The sequence below is a fragment of the Streptomyces griseoaurantiacus genome (assembly GCF_036189845.1).
GTDB lineage: Bacteria > Actinomycetota > Actinomycetes > Streptomycetales > Streptomycetaceae > Streptomyces > Streptomyces griseoaurantiacus.
The window spans coordinates 6,236,878-6,252,618 of sequence record NZ_CP108326.1 but is presented as its reverse complement, the minus strand read 5'-3'; the positions used below and the strand labels follow the sequence as shown (position 1 = coordinate 6,252,618).

Sequence of the window (15,741 nt, the reverse complement as noted above, 5' to 3'; positions counted from 1 at the left end):
TGACGTGCGTGAGTCGAGGTGGAGAGGAAAGAGAGGGAAACGGGGCCCGGGGACCGGACCGGCCGGCTCAGAGTCCCCGGATCTTCCGGCCCGCCTCCGTCGCCGGGTACAGGATCGCTTCGGCGACGCGGCCGCCGGAGTCCTTGACGCCCCCGCTGAAGTTGAGGCGGCCGGACGTGCCCGTCTTGGCGGCGATGCCGTCCCAGTACGCGGGCTCGCGCTCCCAGCGGATGTCGTCGAGGAGACGGGTCAGGTCGTCCGTGCGGAAGGCGTCCGCCTGTCCGTTCCACGGCATGGCGTGATGGACGGCGATGCCCAGACCGGCCAGGACGGCGGGCGCGGTGATCGCGCTCCGTGCGGCGAAGTGCCGCCCGTAGCGGGCGATGAGCTGCCCGAGAACCGGGACGACCACCGCCTCCACCTGTTCGGCCCGGCTGCCCGCGGGCAACTCGTCCTCGTGCACGGATTCGGCGGACCGCTGGAGCCCTTTCCGCCCGAAGAGGGTGGTGACGACGAGCGCCCGCAGCGCCGAGAGCGTGACCACCTCGCGGTCACCGGCCGACACCTGCCGCTTGCTGACGTTGACGAGCCGGGCGAACGGCACCGGCTGCCCGTCCACGTCCAGCCGTACCGAGTCGGCGACGAGATGCGCGAGCCGGGTGCCGAAGTCGCGCTGGTCCATGGACATGGCGAGGTTCTTGGCGACGGCCACGCCCTGCACGTTGCGGTCGTAGAAGATCTGCCGGGCGTCCGCCGGCGCGAGGTCGATGTACAGCTCGAAGGGCAGCCGGACGCGGGCGAGTTCGGGGTACGTCAACCCGTACGCCTCGGGGTCGTCGTACAGGTCGTGCCAGGCCGTGGTCTGGGTCTCGCCGTCGATGGCGACGACCATGGTGCCCGGCGCGACGGTGAGGGTGCACAGGCCGCTGCCGGGCACCAGTTCCTCGCCGAGTTCGGCGAGCGGACCGGCGTGCCAGAGGGTGATCGGCGGCGTGGACCAGGCGGCGCCGAGCTCGCCCTTCAGTCCGGCGGCGATGTACTCGGCGTAGGGACCGACGTTCTTGCCCTTCTGCGAGGACTTCAGCGTGCGCTGCACGGTCGAGCGCAGTTCGGCGTGGCGGCGGACCAGGCCCGAGGCGGCCTTCAGCTTCCTCGGGTCCTCCTCGGCGCGCGGCGAGGGCACGAGCTGGACGAGCGCGGGCACGGACATCGTCCCGACGACAGCGTCCTCACGGAACGGCATCACGGTGAGCCGGGTTCCTTCGACGACAGCGGTCGGCATGGTCAGGCGCATGGGACTCCCCCCGGAGTGGTGTGGATGGCGACCGGCCAACGAACCGGAAGCACCTCTAGACAAGCATGGAACTGAAAGCATCGTCAAACAGATTGACAGCTTCCGTGAGTGCTGTACTTTGTTGACCGTCCACCATCGAGAGGCCCGGAACCCCTTCATGCCAGAGCAGCCGTCCGTACAGGTGACCGCCGCCGAGATCTCCCGCATCGCGGGGGTCACGCGCGCCACCGTCAGCAACTGGCGGCGCCGGCACGAGGACTTCCCGGAGCCCTCCGGCGGCACGGAGAGCAGTCCCCTGTACGACCTCCAGGCGGTGCGCGCGTGGCTGGCCTCGCGCGGCCACGCCTCGGCGGCCAGCCCGGCGGAGGAGCTGCGCACCACGCTCCGCCTGCACGGGGGCGACGGCGCGGGCGGTACGGCCGACCTCCTGCTGCTCGTCCTCGCGGCCGCCCGCCATTCCCCCGACGACCTCGCGGCGACCGTCCGCCTCCCGGACGCGGACCTCGCGGCCCGAGCCGAGCGTGACGCGGCGGCCGTCGCCGACGCGGTCCCGGGGGACGACGCCGACCGGGCCCCCTTCAAGGCCGCCGACGCCCCCGTCCTCCGCGCGCTGTACGCGTGTGTACGCGACGAGGGCGGCCAGGCCGCACTCGGTGTCCTCGCGGAACGGCAACTGGAGGACAGCGGGGCGAGCGGCGCGTACCGCACGCCCGCCCCGCTCGCAGACCTCCTCGCCCGGCTGCTCCCCGGCACCCCCACCCGCGTCCTGGACCCCGCGTGCGGCAGCGGCTCCCTGCTCGCGGCGGCCTCACGGCGTGGCGCCCGCGAGCTGTACGGCCAGGACGTGCTCCCCGTCCAGGCCCGCCGCAGCGCGGTGAGCCTGGCCCTGACCGCGCCCGAGGACGACACCAAGGTCACCGTGCGCGCCGCCGACAGCCTCCGCGCGGACGCCTTCCCGGAGCTGCTCGCCGACGCCGTCCTGTGCAATCCGCCCTACGGCGTCCGCGACTGGGGCCACGACGAACTCGCCTACGACTCGCGCTGGGCGTACGGCGTCCCCACCCGCGCCGAGTCCGAACTGGCCTGGGTGCAGCACGCGCTCGCCCACCTGACTCCCGGCGGGCACGCGGCCCTGCTGCTGCCGCCGGCGACGGCGAGCCGCGCCTCGGGCCGCCGCGTACGGGCCGAGCTGGTACGCAGTGGCGCCCTGCGCGCGGTGCTGGCCCTGCCGGTGGGCGCGGCGGTGCCGCTGCACGTGCCCCTGCAGATCTGGCTGCTGCGACGTCCCGAACCGGGCGGTCCGGACCGCACGTCGGTGCTGTTCGTCGACACGGCGGAGACGGCGACACCCGCGGGCCCGGCGAGTACGGCCACGGGCACGGCGCCCCGGACACGCGGCAGCGCCGGGCGTGCGGCCCCCCTGGACTGGGAACGGATCGGCGACCGGGCGCTGCGCGCGTGGCGTGCCTTCACGGAGAACCCCGACACCTTCGACGGCGAGCCCGGCGTGGCCCGCGCGATCGGCGTCGTGGACCTGCTCGACGACATGGTCGACCTGACCCCGACCCGTCTCGTACGGGCCTCACGGGCCGAGGTCGACCCGGCGGAGCTGTCCGCCGAGATCAAGGCCGCCCGCCTGGACCTGGTCGAGGCGGCCGGGTCCCTCGGCCGGGCGGCCGGCTACGACGGCTGGAACGCCGCCGTCTCGGCACGCGACTGGCGCACGGCGACGGTGTCCGACCTCGCACGAGGCGGTGCGCTGACGCTGCTGCGGACGGTCCCCGAGGGGGCCCGCGGACGTGACGAGGAAGGGGGCGGGACCGCTGACGAAACCCGGCCCGTCCTCACCGCCGCGGACCTCGCACTCGGCTCCGGCCCGACCGGGGACCCGGCGAAGCACCTCAACGAGACGGCACCGGTGATCGCCGGTGGTGACGTGCTCGTACGGTCCGTGGCCAACGGGGGTGGACCCATGGCCCGGGTGGCGGGCCAGGCGGAGGCCGGTGCACTCCTCGGGCACCAGGTCCACCTCTTCCGCCCGGACCCGGCCCGCCTCGACGCGTGGTTCCTCGCCGGGTTCCTGGGCGCGGACGACAATGTCGCGGGCGCGTCGACCGGCAGTACGGTCGTGACCGTCAACCCCGGCCGACTGCGCGTCCCCCTGCTGCCGCTGGAGGAACAGCGGCGGTACGGGGAGGCGTTCCGCCGCGTGCACGAGCTGCGGGCGGAGGCGCAACGGGCGACCCGGCTCGCGGAGGAGACGGCGAGGCTGCTCGCGGGCGGACTGACGGGCGGGCAGTTGCTGCCGACGGGGGACGTGAATCCGTCGCGGTAAGTATCGAGACCTTCACACATCGACCACAATGGGGCGGTACCCGCGCCGGGAGAACGACCGCACGGCGCGGCGGGGCGGGACAGCGGAACCGGAAGGAACCTGGGGATCCAGTGAACAGCAGTAAGCACACGGAGTTGGCGAACCACGCGTGGTCCGTCGCCGACCTCCTGCGGGGGGACTACAAGCAGTCCGACTACGGCAAGGTCATCCTGCCGTTCACGGTGCTGCGACGCCTCGAGTGCGTGTTGGAACCGACGCGCGGGGCAGTCACCGAGACGGTGGACAGGTTCGCCGGCCAGGACATCAACGCGGACAAGTTCCTCCGCAAGGCCGCCGGCCACGCCTTCTACAACACGTCCACGCTCACGCTGAAGAAGATCGCGGCGGACCCGGGCAGCGCGGCGAAGAACCTCCAGGTGTACGTGGCCTCGTTCTCCGACAACGCGCGAGGCGTGCTGGACCGCTTCGAGTTCGCACAGCAGGTCAAGCGGCTGGACTCCGCGGGTCTCCTCTACAAGATCATCGGCAAGTTCACGGACCTGGACCTGCGGCCCGAGGTCGTGTCCAACCACAACATGGGCTACATCTTCGAGGAGCTGATCCGCCGCTTCTCCGAGCAGTCGAACGAGACGGCCGGCGAGCACTTCACGCCCCGCGAGGTCATCCAGCTCATGGTGCGGCTGCTGGTCGCCCCCGACGGTGACGCCTTGCAGCTCCCGGGTGTGGTCCGCACGGTCATGGACCCGGCCTGCGGCACCGGCGGCATGCTGTCGGCGACGGACGACCTGATCAAGGAGCTCAACCCCGATGCCACGGTGGAGGTGTACGGGCAGGAGCTCAACCCCGAGTCGTGGGCGATCTGCCGGTCCGACCTCATGATCAAGGGCCAGAACCCGGAGAACATCGCCTTCGGCAACTCCTTCAACGACGACGGCCACGCGCGCAGGACCTTCGACTACCTCCTCGCCAACCCGCCGTTCGGCGTGGAGTGGAAGAAGGTCAAGGAGGACGTGGAGGAGGAGCACGAGAAGCTCGGCTCCGCCGGCCGCTTCGGAGCGGGTCTGCCCCGCATCAACGACGGTTCGCTGCTGTTCCTCCAGCACATGATCAGCAAGATGAAGCCGGTCGACGTGGGCGGCGGGGGCGGCTCCCGCATCGCCATCGTCTTCAACGGCTCGCCGCTGTTCACGGGCGCGGCCGGTTCTGGCGAGTCCGAGATCCGCCGCTGGATCCTGGAGAACGACTGGCTGGAGGGCATCGTCGCCCTGCCCGACCAGCTCTTCTACAACACCGGCATCTCCACGTACTTCTGGATCCTGACGAACCGCAAGAGCCCGGACCACAAGGGCAAGGTCGTGCTGCTCGACGCGCGCGACCAGTGGCAGAAGATGCGCAAGTCGCTGGGCGACAAGCGCAAGGAACTGGGCAAGGACCACATCGCGACGGTGGTGAAGCTGTACGGCGAGGCGCTGTCGGCGGCGCAGGACGCGGAGCACCCGCTCCACGCCAAGGTGAAGGTCTTCGACAACACGGCGTTCGGCTACCAGCGGATCACCGTGGAGCGCCCGCTGAAGCTCCGGTTCGAGGTGACGGAGGAGACGCTGGCGGCGCTGGAGGCGTCCAAGGCGATCCAGAAGCTGCCGCAGCGGCAAGCCATGCTGATGTTCGACGCGTTCGAGTCCATGGAGGTCACGAGCTGGTCGAAGAAGGCGGATGCCTGGCTGGCCCTCAAGGACGCGGTGGTCCAGGCCGGCTCGACGTGGCCGACGGGCGCCCCGTTCAACAAGGCGCTGCGGGACGCGATCGGGGTCCGGGACCCGGAGGGCGAGGTCCAGCTCATCAAGGGCAAGCCGGAACCGGACGGGGAGCTGCGGGACTACGAGAACGTTCCGCTGGGCGAGGACGTCGAGGAGTACCTGGAGCGGGAGGTCCACCCGCACGTTCCGGATGCGTGGATCGACCACAGCAAGACGAAGGTCGGGTACGAGATCCCGTTCACGCGGCACTTCTACGTGTACGAGCCGCCGAGGCCGTTGGCGGAGATCGATGCGGAGTTGAAGGCGCTGAAGGCTGAAATCCAGGAGCTTTTGGGAGAGGTGACGAAATGACTACTATCTTGGGTCTCGATCTTCCATCACACTGGTCCGTCACTCCCTTGAAGCACGTGACTAACGCACTCATCCGGGGTTCGGCACCCACTTATATCGACGCAGGAACTGTACGCGTGATCGGCCAGGCATCGAATCAGCCAGGTGGCCTCGATTGGTCGCGAACTCGTTTCCATGATTTCCAAGGCAACCCCTCCGCGCTCAAGGGTTACCTACGAATGGACGACGTGCTCATCAATTCGACAGGAACGGGCACTCTTGGACGCATCGGACACTTCAACGATTCGCCAGATGGGTTGCCCTGCATGGCGGACAGCCATGTCACTATCGCCCGCACCGATCCTGATCAGCTATACTCTCGATTTGCCTACTATTGGTTCACATCGCGCCCCTTCCAGGAATATATTTTTGCGGCCTTGGTCGTGGGCGCCACAAACCAGATTGAGCTAAACCGAGACCGCCTCGGAGACGCCCCCATTCCGTTGCCTCCACTGCCAGATCAGCGCCGCATCGCCGACTTCCTCGACACCGAAATCGCCCGTATCGACAAGATACACATCACCATGCGCACTTTGAAGGTGTTGCTTCAAGAGAGAAGTGACGCACAGCGGTCGCTGATACTGCGGGGAGCAGAAAAACCCGACGCACGCACACTGCATCCGGTACTAGGAGACCTGCCTGCTTCCTGGCGAGTCATTCCACTGAAGCACCTCGTTCCACGTGTGGGTGTGGGTGTCGTAGTAGATCCATCTTCGTACTTCACAGAAGACGGCGTTCCCTTTCTGAGAGGGTCGAACATCACGGAATCGGGCATCGATCTTACTGGAGTACGGTTCATCTCCGAAGCGAATAGTCGAACTCTATGGCGCTCACGCTTGAACAGCGGCGATGTGGTAGTGATCAGGGCCGGATACCCGGGACGGGCAGCCGTGGTTCCTGACTACCTGGACGGCTCCAATTGCGCATCCCTTATCGTCATCAAGAGGGGAAATCACCTTTTGCCGAAGTACTTGGAGGCGTACTTCAATAGCCCTCTAGGTGCTGCTTATGTAAACTCGGTGCGTTATGGTGCAGCGCAAGAGCAGATTAACGTTTCACACGTCGTCGACTTCATGGTGCCCGTTCCTGCACTCCACGAGCAAGAAGCCATTGTCCGAAATTTGCAACTCTCCAACGCGTCTATTCTGACACTCAGGGAGAAGATGTCGCGCCAAGAACTTCTTCTCGCGGAACGCCGCCAAGCCCTCATCACCGCCGCCGTAACCGGCCAGTTCGACGTCTCCACCGCCAGCGGGCGCAACGTGACCGAAGGAGTGGGCGTATGAGTCCCGTGCATGACGAGTCCGCCTTCGGCAGCGCCATCGTCGCCGCCCTCTGCGCACGCGGGTGGCGGGAAGTAAGCCCTGCCGACTACCGCCCCGAACTCGGGCTCGACACCAACGAGCTGTACACCTTCATTGGGGCAACGCAGCCCGACGAGTGGGACGACCTCGTCACCGTCTACGGAGGCGACCCGAACGAGGCGCAGCGTGGCTTCGCGCAGCGGCTCGACCGGGCCATCGCCGAGGACGGGCTGCTGCACGTTCTCCGCAACGGGGTAAAGGACCGAGGCGTACGGCTTCGGGTCGCGTACTTCAAGCCGAACCTGATCTCCGCCGACTCCGTCCTGGACGACTACCGGGCCAACCGCCTCACCGTCGTCCGGGAGCTCCCCTACGCCACCAAGCAGGCTGACTGGGGTCACCGTCTCGACCTGACCCTCTTCCTCAACGGCATCCCGGTCGCCACCGCCGAGTTGAAGAACCCGCTCACCGGCCAGGGCGTCGAGCAGGCCAAGGAGCAGTACCGCACGGACCGCGACCCGACCGAGCTGATCTTCACCCGCCGCGTCCTCGCGAACTTCGCCGTGGACCCGGACCTGGTCTTCGTGACCACGCAGCTGCGCGGCAAGAACACCCAGTTCCTGCCCTTCAACACCGGCTCGAACGGCCCCGGCCAACCCGGCGGTGCCGGCAATCCCACTCCCACAGCCCACGGCACGTACGCCACGTCCTACCTCTGGGAACACGTCTGGCAGCGTGACAATTGGCTGGACCTGCTCCAGCGCTTCGTGCACCAGCAGAAGCACAAGACACCCGGCGGCGGCACGACAAAGTCGACGATCTTCCCTCGCTTCCACCAGTGGGACGTGGTCAAGAAACTCACGGCCCACGCGGCCACGCACGGCGCCGGACAGAACTACCTCGTGATGGCTTCCGCCGGCTCCGGCAAGTCGAACACCATCGGCTGGCTGACCCACCGGCTCAGCGACCTGCACGCCGACACGGACCCGACGACTCTGGACCCCGACGCGCTCGCCAACGACCGCATCAAGCCCGGCGAACCCGTCTTCGACAAGGTCATCGTCATCACCGACCGCCGCAACCTGGACGCTCAACTCCGCGAAACGGTGGGCAGTTTCAGCCAGACGGACGGCCTGGTCGTCAAGGTCGACGAGAAGCACGGCGCCAAGAGCGAGCAGCTCGCCCGTGCCCTCTCCCGGGACACCGGCAAGATCGTCACCGTCACCCTGCACTCGTTCCCGGCGCTGCTCGACTACGTCAAGCGCAACCCCACGGAGATCAAGGGGAGCCGCTTCGCGATCGTCGTCGACGAGGCGCACTCCTCCCAGTCCGGCGACGCCGCCACCGCCGTCAAGTCAGCTCTCCGTGACCTCGGCCTGGACGCGGACACGGACGAGAAGGGCGCGACCACGGTCACCGTGGACGACAAGCTCAAGGCCAAGGCCGTGGAGCGCTCGCAGGCCGCCAACCTCTCCTACTTCGCCTTCACCGCCACGCCGAAGGCGAAGACCCTCGAACTCTTCGGCACGGAAGGCGTGGAGAACGGCAAGCCGGTCTACCGCCCCTTCCACACGTACTCCATGCGCCAGGCGATCGAGGAAGGCTTCATCCTCGACCCTCTGCGCAACTACGTCACCTACAACACGTACTGGAAGCTCGCGAACCTGAACCGCGACGAGAAGGAGGTCGACCCCTCCAAGGCGAACAGTCTGCTCGCCCGGTTCGCGCTCATGCACGAGCACACGGTGTCGCAGCACGCCCAAGTGATCGTCGAGCACTTCGTCGCCCACACCCGCGGCCTGCTCGGCGGACGGTCCAAGGCGATGGTGGTCACGGCGTCCCGCCACTCCGCCGTGCAGATGGCCCGTGCGATCCGGAGCTACATCGCCGACCGCGAGTACGACACCAAGTACCCCGACCTCGGCGTGCTCGTCGCCTTCTCCGGCTCCCTCACCATCGACGGCGAGGAGACCACCGAGAGCAAGGAGAACGGCGGCCTGTCCGAAAGCGGGCTCCCGAAGGCGTTCGCCTACACCCGCGCCGACGACAAGGCGGCCAGGGCCGGTGGCAAGGGGCAGCAGGAGTACCGCATCCTCGTCGTCGCCGAGAAATACCAGACCGGCTTCGACCAGCCGCTCCTCACCACGATGTACGTCAACAAGACGCTGACCGGCATCGCGGCCGTGCAGACGCTGTCCCGCCTCAACCGCACCGCGGAACGCAAGTCGCAGGCCGACCTCGCCGTCCTGGACTTCGTGAACGAGGCGGAGGACATCCAGGAGGCGTTCAGGCCGTACTTCGAGGAGGCGCACACCCTCCCGTCCGACCCCAACCTCCTCTACACGGCGCAGAGCCGCGTCATGTCCGCGCCGATCGTCTCGGAGCAGGACATGGACGAGTTCGCCATGGCGTACTTCGAGGCCAAGGAGAAGGCCGGTGGTTCCCAGGCCAAGTGGGAGAAGCTCCACGCCGAGCTGTACCGGCTCCTCTCCCCCGCCGTCGCCCGCTTCACCATGTTGCTGGAGAGCGAGGAGGAGGACGATGTCGAGACGGCCGAGGACTTCCGCGCCGACCTCAACGACTACGTCCGCAAGTACGGCTTCCTCGCCCAGATCGTGCCGTACCACGACCCCGAGCTGGAGCGCCTGCACCTCTACGGCCGCTACCTGCTCAACCGGCTCCCCCGCCTGGCCGACGGCGGCGTCGACATAGGAGAGGTCGACCTCAGCCACCTCCGCGTCGAGAAGACCGGCGAGCACGATGTCTCCCTCACCCCTGAGGGCGCCGCCGAGCTCAAGGGCTTCGGTGACGGTGTGGGCGGTGCGAAGGACGCGGACAAGTCGTTGCTGTCCGAGCTGATCGAGAAGTTCAACGCCAAGTTCGGCACGGAGTTCAGCGAGGAGGACGTTCTCCCCGCCTTCAACGCGACCAAGAAGGACCCGAAGGTCCGGGCCGCGGCGCTCGTCAACGACGAGGCCAACTTCGGCATCGTCTTCGACAAGAAGTTCGAGGAGAACATGATGGACCACGTGTCCACCATCGACACCCTCGGCAGGCGCTACTTCGGCGCGGACCGCGACTTCAAGTCGAATCTCGACCGCAGCGCCCGACGCGCCGCCTGGCGGATGATCCGCAGTGAAGAAGGTCTGGACGACTTCTGACGGATGGTGGGGGCCCGGCTGAGGCCGGGCCCCGCTCCGTATCCCCGCGCATTCACTCGATTGGTGTACCGATGCCTGGTCGTCTCCTGGAACTGCACGTCGAGAACTTCCGCAGCCTGCGCGAAGTGACCGTGCCGCTCGGTCCGCTCACGGTCCTGGTGGGCCCGAACGGGGCCGGGAAGTCCAACGTGCTCAAGGTGTTCGACTTCCTCGCCGACATCATCCGCACCGACCTCCAGCCGGCGCTCGACACCCGCGGCGGCTTCGACGAGGTGGCCTTCTGGGGTGGCACCAAGCCCCCGACCACCATGCGCGTACGCGTCAAGGCGACCTGGACGACCAACGCGACCCTCACCGCACCGGACGAGTACGACCTCACCATCCGCCGTCGCTCCCTCCGGGTGAACCGGACCGGCGAACGCTCGCCGTACTACGCCCTGTCCCGCGAGGAGAGCTTCGCGTTCAAGCGCAGGCAGGGGCGCGGCCGGCGCATCACCATCTCGGGCGAGGAGGCCCGCATCCTCGACGTGCGGGCGGGCGAGAGCAAGGACAGCAGCAGCCTGAGCATCCGCAGACTGAGCAGTGGGCTCTCCACACTCCCCCGGCTCGGCCCCTCCGAGGGCGGCAACGAGGTGACGCGGGTCGCCGACCGGCTCTCGTCCTTCCGTGTCTTCGACGTCGACGTGGCGGCGGCCCGGCAGCCGACCCGCATGCGCGGCGGGGACTTCACCACCCTGTCCTCGCACGCCGAGAATCTGGCCGGGTTCCTGACCCACCTCAGCCACCTCGACGACGGCACCTGGGAGAACCTGGTCACCGACGCACGCACGGTCCTGCCGCAGTTGGAGGACATCGAATTCGAGGAGGTCGGCGGGTCGACGGACCAGACGACCGTGGTGCTCCGCGAACGCGGCCTGCGGCGCCGTACACCCCTCGCCGACGCCTCCTACGGAACCGTCCGCCTCCTCGGGCTCCTCGCCCTCCTCTACGACCCGAACCCTCCCGCCTTCACCTGCATCGAGGAGATCGACCACGGGCTGCACCCGCAGGCTCTGGAACTCGTCGTCCAACGGCTGCGCGAGGCCGCCGAGCACACACAGTTCATCGTCGCCACGCACTCCCCCGCGCTCGTCAACCGGCTGCGACCGGAGGAGTTCGTCGTCTGCGACCGCGACGACGACGGCGCGTCCGTCATCCCCGCCCTCACGGTCGACGAGGTCAAAGCCATCGTCGAGGAGTCCGGCGAGCAGCCACTCGGCGAACTGTGGTTCTCCGGCGTCCTCGGCGGCGACCTCACCGGCGGTGAGCTGTGACGCCGCCGAAGGGACGCGCCTCGCGGGACCGACGTGTCATCGTGCTGGCCGGTGAGGACCAGAACGACTGCGACATCATGGCCGCGTTCCTCCGCGCCCACCGACCCGAACTCGTCGCGGCAGCCAAGCTGGTCCGCATCAACGACCCTGTACGGCTGCGGAAGAAGTCCGGGGCGGACCTCGCCGCCGCCGTGAGGACACTGGTCGGCAAGGCCCGCGCGAAAGCGCTCCAGCAGCGCGGCGAGTTAGCCGGGTTCGTCGTCCACGAGGACCTGGACGGCTACACGGACGCGCGATACGCGCAGATCCGCAAAACCGTGGCCGCCGAGTTGTCCCGTCAGTCCCACGGCATCCCGACCGCCCTCGCGCTCGCCGCCTGGGAGAGCGAAGGCTGGCTGCTCCTGTTCCCGGACGCGTTCCCCTACGTCCGGCCGCGCTGGAAGGTCCCCGACCGCCTGCGGGACAAGGACACCGGCCGCATCAAGGACGCGAAGGAAGAGCTCAAGCGGGGACTTGGCCGGCCGGTCTTCCGTGAGAGCGACGGCCCCTCGGTCGCCCGCGAGGCGCTGGCCCACCGGCTGATCCCCTCACCACGCGGCACCAACCGCTCGTACGCGGACTTCGTCGATGACCTGACGCAATGGGCCTGACGACGCACTCGGGGCCCGGCGCGTGCCGGGCCCCGCATCGTACGTGCATCGCCGGTCAGCGCCCGGCGGCCATCTCCACGAAGCCGGCCCAGGCACCCGCGCCGAACGTCAGCCTGGCGGCTGCGGGTTGCTTGGAGTCCCTGACGAGGATGGCGCCGGGTACTGCGGCCACCTCCAAGCACTGGCCGCCTTCGGCGCCGCTGTAGCTGCTCTTGACCCAGGCGACTTCCACGCATTCGCCTCCGTTGCCTGTGCTGTAGCTGCTCCTGAACCAGTTCCCGTTCATAGCTCTCCCAGCAACTGCGCGATGTAAGACAGGCTCTCCTTCGGCGTGAGGGCCTGGCTCCGGATGATTCCATACCGCGCGGCAGCGAGGCGTGTCTCCTCCGACTTGATCAACAAGCTGCTGCGTCCCTGCACCTCCGCGTACATGAACTGATCCCCACCCTTGCTCATGATGACCGTGAACGGCCCATCAATTCCCGCGTTGTCTTCGCGGTCCAGGGGCATGACCTGCAACTCCACGTTGCGCATCTCGCCGACCAGCAGCAGGTGCTCAAGCTGTCCTCGGAGCACCGCCTTTCCGCCGTGCGGCCTGCGCAGCAGGGACTCCTCCATGACGAAACTCAGCAGCGGGGCCGGCCAGCGGCTGAAGATGTCCTGACGGGCCAGGCGCGCAACCACACGCAACTCGATGGTCGCCTCGTCAAGCAGCGGCCGACGCATGGCGAGGATGGCGCGCATGTACTCCTCGGTCTGCAAGAGGCCGTTAACCACCAGGGTGTCGTAGGCACACAACTCAACTGCCTCCGCCTCCAACCTCGCCATGTCCCGAAAGAACGCCGGATACTGCGCCCTGGCCACCTCCTCCTTCAACGCGACCAGCAAGCCCCCAGCCCCCAGCACCTCATCCGCCTTCTCGATGAACCGCGGTTGCGGGATTCGCCTCCCCTGCTCGATGGACGCCACCAGATCCGCCGAGTAGCCCATCCGCTTGCCGAACTCGGGCCGTTCCAGACCCGCTCGCACCCGCAGCAGCTTCAGTTGCCGTCCGAACGCCGTGACGACCCCTGCCGCCTGCTCGTCAACCCGCCCCCGCTGCACCTGCGCCACGTCCTGGTCCCGTACCGACCCCACCGCACTCACACCCCTCGCGCACATCTCGCCGTACCACCGCGTACCGGGCCGCGCGATGCCGGTACCAACGCTCCGCGTCCGCGCGTCACCGCTGGTCACGCTATGCCACGGGGCGCGACGGTGTGTGCATGAATGCCACACAATCACCCCTGCTCGCACCCCGGTTCACCATGCGGTTCAGCTCGACCCCGCGCGGCGCCCGGTTGGCCCGCCGCATGTGCGGGAACCGGCTGGACGCGTGGGGCGTGCCCTACGGGAGCGATGCCCACGACGTCCTCACGCTCATCGCGGCTGAGCTGTGCGCCAACGCCGTCCAGCACGGGCACGTCTCCGGTCGCGACTTCCATCTGCTGCTCACCGCGGACCCGGCGACCCGCACCGTACGCATCGAGGTGAGCGACACCCGGGGCGAGCGGCTGCCCGCACTGGTGACGTCGCCGTCCGCCTGCGCGGAGGGAGGGCGCGGGCTGCTGCTCGTGGAGGCGCTGGCCGATCGTTGGGGGCACTGTCCGCGGGGCGCGGGGAGCCCCGGCAAGACGGTCTGGGCGGAGTACGCCGTACCTGGCTCGATTTCGCTCACGCCGCTTCCGTAACCCCACCCGCCCCCTCTCCCAACTGGACCCTTCCGCCCCGCAACGGCCAAACTGACTCCCGGTCGGACGAGGGGCGAGGACCGCGGTGGACGACGGGCGGGAGGGGCGGGATCAGGTGCCGGGCGAGGACGGGGACCCGAACGGAATCGGCAGCGGAAGCGGGGAGTCCGGGACCGGACGGCCACGGCAGCGGATCGCGGGCCGTTACGAACTGCTGGAGCCGCTGAACCACGGTGGCATGGGGGATGTCTGGCGCGGCTACGACGCCGTGCTGGACCGGCCTGTCGCGGTGAAGCGGATCCGGCCCCAGGCCGTGACGTCGCCGCACCTGGCGGAGGAGTTCGAGAAGCGGTTCCGGCGGGAGGCCCGGATCACCGCACGCATCCAGCATCCGGGTGTGCCGCAGGTGTACGACGCCGTGCTGGACGAGTCGTACGAGCACCTGTTCCTCGTCATGGAGCTGGTCGACGGCCTCCCACTGACCGCCTACGTCCATCCGAACCGGCCGCTTCCCGTGAGCTGGGCGGTGGCCGTGGCGGCACAGGTCGCGACCGTGCTGTCGTACGCGCACGACGTACCGGTGGTGCACCGGGACCTGAAACCGAGCAACATCCTGGTCGCGCGGGACGGCACGGTGAAGGTGCTGGACTTCGGCATCGCGGCGATCCTGCGGACGGACGTCACCAAGCTGACGGCGACCGGGAGTCCCATCGGGACGCACCGGTACATGGCGCCGGAGCAGGTGCGGGGCGCGGGCGTCACGCCGCGCACCGATCTGTACGCCCTCGGGTGCGTGCTGCACGAGTTGCTCTGCGGGCAGCCGCTGTTCAGCGGGGAGAGCGAGTGGCAGCTCATGACGCAGCACGTCACCGCCGCGCCGACGCCCCTGCGGGAGCTGCGCCCCGACGTGCCGGCTGCGCTGGAGGAGCTGGTCCTGCATCTCCTGCTGAAGGTGCCGGAGTCGCGGCCCGTGGACGTGCAGGAGGTGTACGAGCGGCTGCGGCCGTTCCTTCCCTCGCCCGGTGCGGAACGGTCGGCGTCCGAGGAGCCGGGGCCCGAGGGGGCGCCCGACCCCACCGGTATCTTCCGCCGCCCGTACGCGCCCCGTGCACGGGGCGGGGTCGCGAGGCCCCGCTCGGCCGCGGCCGACCACAGTGCCCGGACCGGTGTGCCGCCCGTCGTCCTCCCCGAGGTGGAGCGTGCGGAGCTGCGGCAGCGGATCCGCGAAGTGCAGGCGCACTACGCGGCGTTGATGGACGAGGAGCGGTACGCGCAGGCCGCCGAGGTGATGGCCGAGATGATCGAGCCGGCCGCGCGGGCGCTCGGCGCGGAGAACCGGCCCGTGCTGCGGTTGCGTATGTGGCGCGCGGTCAGCCAACAGCTGGCCGGGGACCACCGGGCGGCGCTGCCCGAGTTCGAGGCGCTGGCAGACGCCTACGCGCGGGCCGACGGACGCGGCAGTAAGCAGGCACGTGAGTGCCTCGCCCAGGCCGCCCGCTGCCGGGGTGAACTCGGACAGGTGACGGAGGCGCTGGCCGGCCTCAACCGTGTCCTGAACGCCGTCCGAGCCGTGGACAGTGACGTCAGCGAGGAGGCCGTGGAACTGCGCCGCGACATCGGCATGCTGCTGCTCGCCCAGGGCCGGACGGCGGAGGCGCACGACGTCCTGGAGCCCCTGCACGCCGACCTGTGTGTGGTGCTGGGCCCGAGTGACGAACTCACGACAGATGTCGCCGAGACTCTGGCTGTGATTCGTCTCGGGTTCGGACGCCCCGGTTCCTGACCGACGAGTTGCCTCACACGCCAA

The 15,741-nt window shown here is 68.8% G+C and carries 11 protein-coding genes; 8 read left to right on the top strand and 3 right to left on the bottom strand.

Going from position 1 to position 15,741, the window contains the following annotated elements:
- Window positions 1–67: 67 nt before the first annotated feature.
- Window positions 68–1,294, bottom strand: coding sequence for a DNA sulfur modification protein DndB (locus tag OHB09_RS27635; RefSeq protein ID WP_093593014.1), 1,227 nt, complete (start codon window positions 1,292–1,294; stop codon window positions 68–70).
- A 157-nt stretch (window positions 1,295–1,451) separates the two neighbouring features.
- Between OHB09_RS27635 and OHB09_RS27630 the strand changes: the two genes are divergently transcribed.
- The 6 genes from OHB09_RS27630 (at window position 1,452) to OHB09_RS27605 (ending at window position 12,204) form a co-directional block, all read left to right on the top strand.
- Window positions 1,452–3,629 (top strand): N-6 DNA methylase, encoded by a 2,178-nt coding sequence (locus tag OHB09_RS27630; protein ID WP_328922720.1) that lies wholly within the window; start codon window positions 1,452–1,454, stop codon window positions 3,627–3,629.
- A 110-nt stretch (window positions 3,630–3,739) separates the two neighbouring features.
- Entirely contained in the window at window positions 3,740–5,737 is a 1,998-nt protein-coding gene (locus OHB09_RS27625; protein ID WP_328922719.1) for a type I restriction-modification system subunit M, read from the top strand.
- A 116-nt stretch (window positions 5,738–5,853) separates the two neighbouring features.
- A complete protein-coding gene (locus OHB09_RS27620) occupies window positions 5,854–7,062 on the top strand; it encodes a restriction endonuclease subunit S (RefSeq protein WP_328922718.1) in 1,209 nt (402 codons plus the stop codon).
- The gene (locus tag OHB09_RS27615; RefSeq protein ID WP_328922717.1) at window positions 7,059–10,241 is read left to right on the top strand and encodes a type I restriction endonuclease subunit R; all 3,183 of its coding nucleotides are present in this window, start codon (window positions 7,059–7,061) and stop codon (window positions 10,239–10,241) included. The genes OHB09_RS27620 and OHB09_RS27615 overlap by 4 nt, the downstream gene beginning before the upstream one ends.
- Window positions 10,242–10,312: 71 nt before the next feature.
- Window positions 10,313–11,554 carry an AAA family ATPase gene (locus OHB09_RS27610; protein WP_093593029.1) on the top strand — a complete coding sequence of 414 codons (1,242 nt, stop codon included), beginning with the start codon at window positions 10,313–10,315 and terminating at the stop codon, window positions 11,552–11,554.
- Entirely contained in the window at window positions 11,551–12,204 is a 654-nt protein-coding gene (locus tag OHB09_RS27605; RefSeq protein ID WP_328922716.1) for a hypothetical protein, read from the top strand. The genes OHB09_RS27610 and OHB09_RS27605 overlap by 4 nt, the downstream gene beginning before the upstream one ends.
- 55 nt (window positions 12,205–12,259) lie before the next feature.
- On the opposite strand, the gene OHB09_RS27600 is transcribed toward OHB09_RS27605, so the two are convergent.
- Together OHB09_RS27600 and OHB09_RS27595 are read right to left on the bottom strand one after the other, a co-directional pair.
- Entirely contained in the window at window positions 12,260–12,490 is a 231-nt protein-coding gene (locus tag OHB09_RS27600; protein ID WP_328922715.1) for a DUF397 domain-containing protein, read from the bottom strand.
- On the bottom strand, window positions 12,487–13,341 hold the full coding sequence (locus OHB09_RS27595) for a helix-turn-helix domain-containing protein (protein WP_328922714.1): 855 nt from the start codon (window positions 13,339–13,341) through the stop codon (window positions 12,487–12,489). Before OHB09_RS27595 ends, OHB09_RS27600 begins: the two co-directional genes overlap by 4 nt.
- 128 nt (window positions 13,342–13,469) lie before the next feature.
- Between OHB09_RS27595 and OHB09_RS27590 the strand changes: the two genes are divergently transcribed.
- A complete protein-coding gene (locus OHB09_RS27590; protein WP_328922713.1) occupies window positions 13,470–13,934 on the top strand; it encodes an ATP-binding protein in 465 nt (154 codons plus the stop codon).
- 238 nt (window positions 13,935–14,172) lie between these two features.
- Entirely contained in the window at window positions 14,173–15,717 is a 1,545-nt protein-coding gene (locus OHB09_RS27585) for a protein kinase domain-containing protein (RefSeq protein ID WP_407077370.1), read from the top strand.
- Window positions 15,718–15,741: the final 24 nt, after the last annotated feature.

Coding starts and splice junctions, on each gene's coding strand:
- OHB09_RS27600 (WP_328922715.1), bottom strand. CDS start 12,490: ATGAACGGGAACTGGTTCAGGAGCAGCTACAGCACAGGCAACGGAGGC.
- OHB09_RS27615 (WP_328922717.1), top strand. CDS start 7,059: ATGAGTCCCGTGCATGACGAGTCCGCCTTCGGCAGCGCCATCGTCGCC.
- OHB09_RS27630 (WP_328922720.1), top strand. CDS start 1,452: ATGCCAGAGCAGCCGTCCGTACAGGTGACCGCCGCCGAGATCTCCCGC.
- OHB09_RS27610 (WP_093593029.1), top strand. CDS start 10,313: ATGCCTGGTCGTCTCCTGGAACTGCACGTCGAGAACTTCCGCAGCCTG.
- OHB09_RS27590 (WP_328922713.1), top strand. CDS start 13,470: ATGAATGCCACACAATCACCCCTGCTCGCACCCCGGTTCACCATGCGG.
- OHB09_RS27635 (WP_093593014.1), bottom strand. CDS start 1,294: ATGCGCCTGACCATGCCGACCGCTGTCGTCGAAGGAACCCGGCTCACC.
- OHB09_RS27585 (WP_407077370.1), top strand. CDS start 14,173: ATGGGGGATGTCTGGCGCGGCTACGACGCCGTGCTGGACCGGCCTGTC.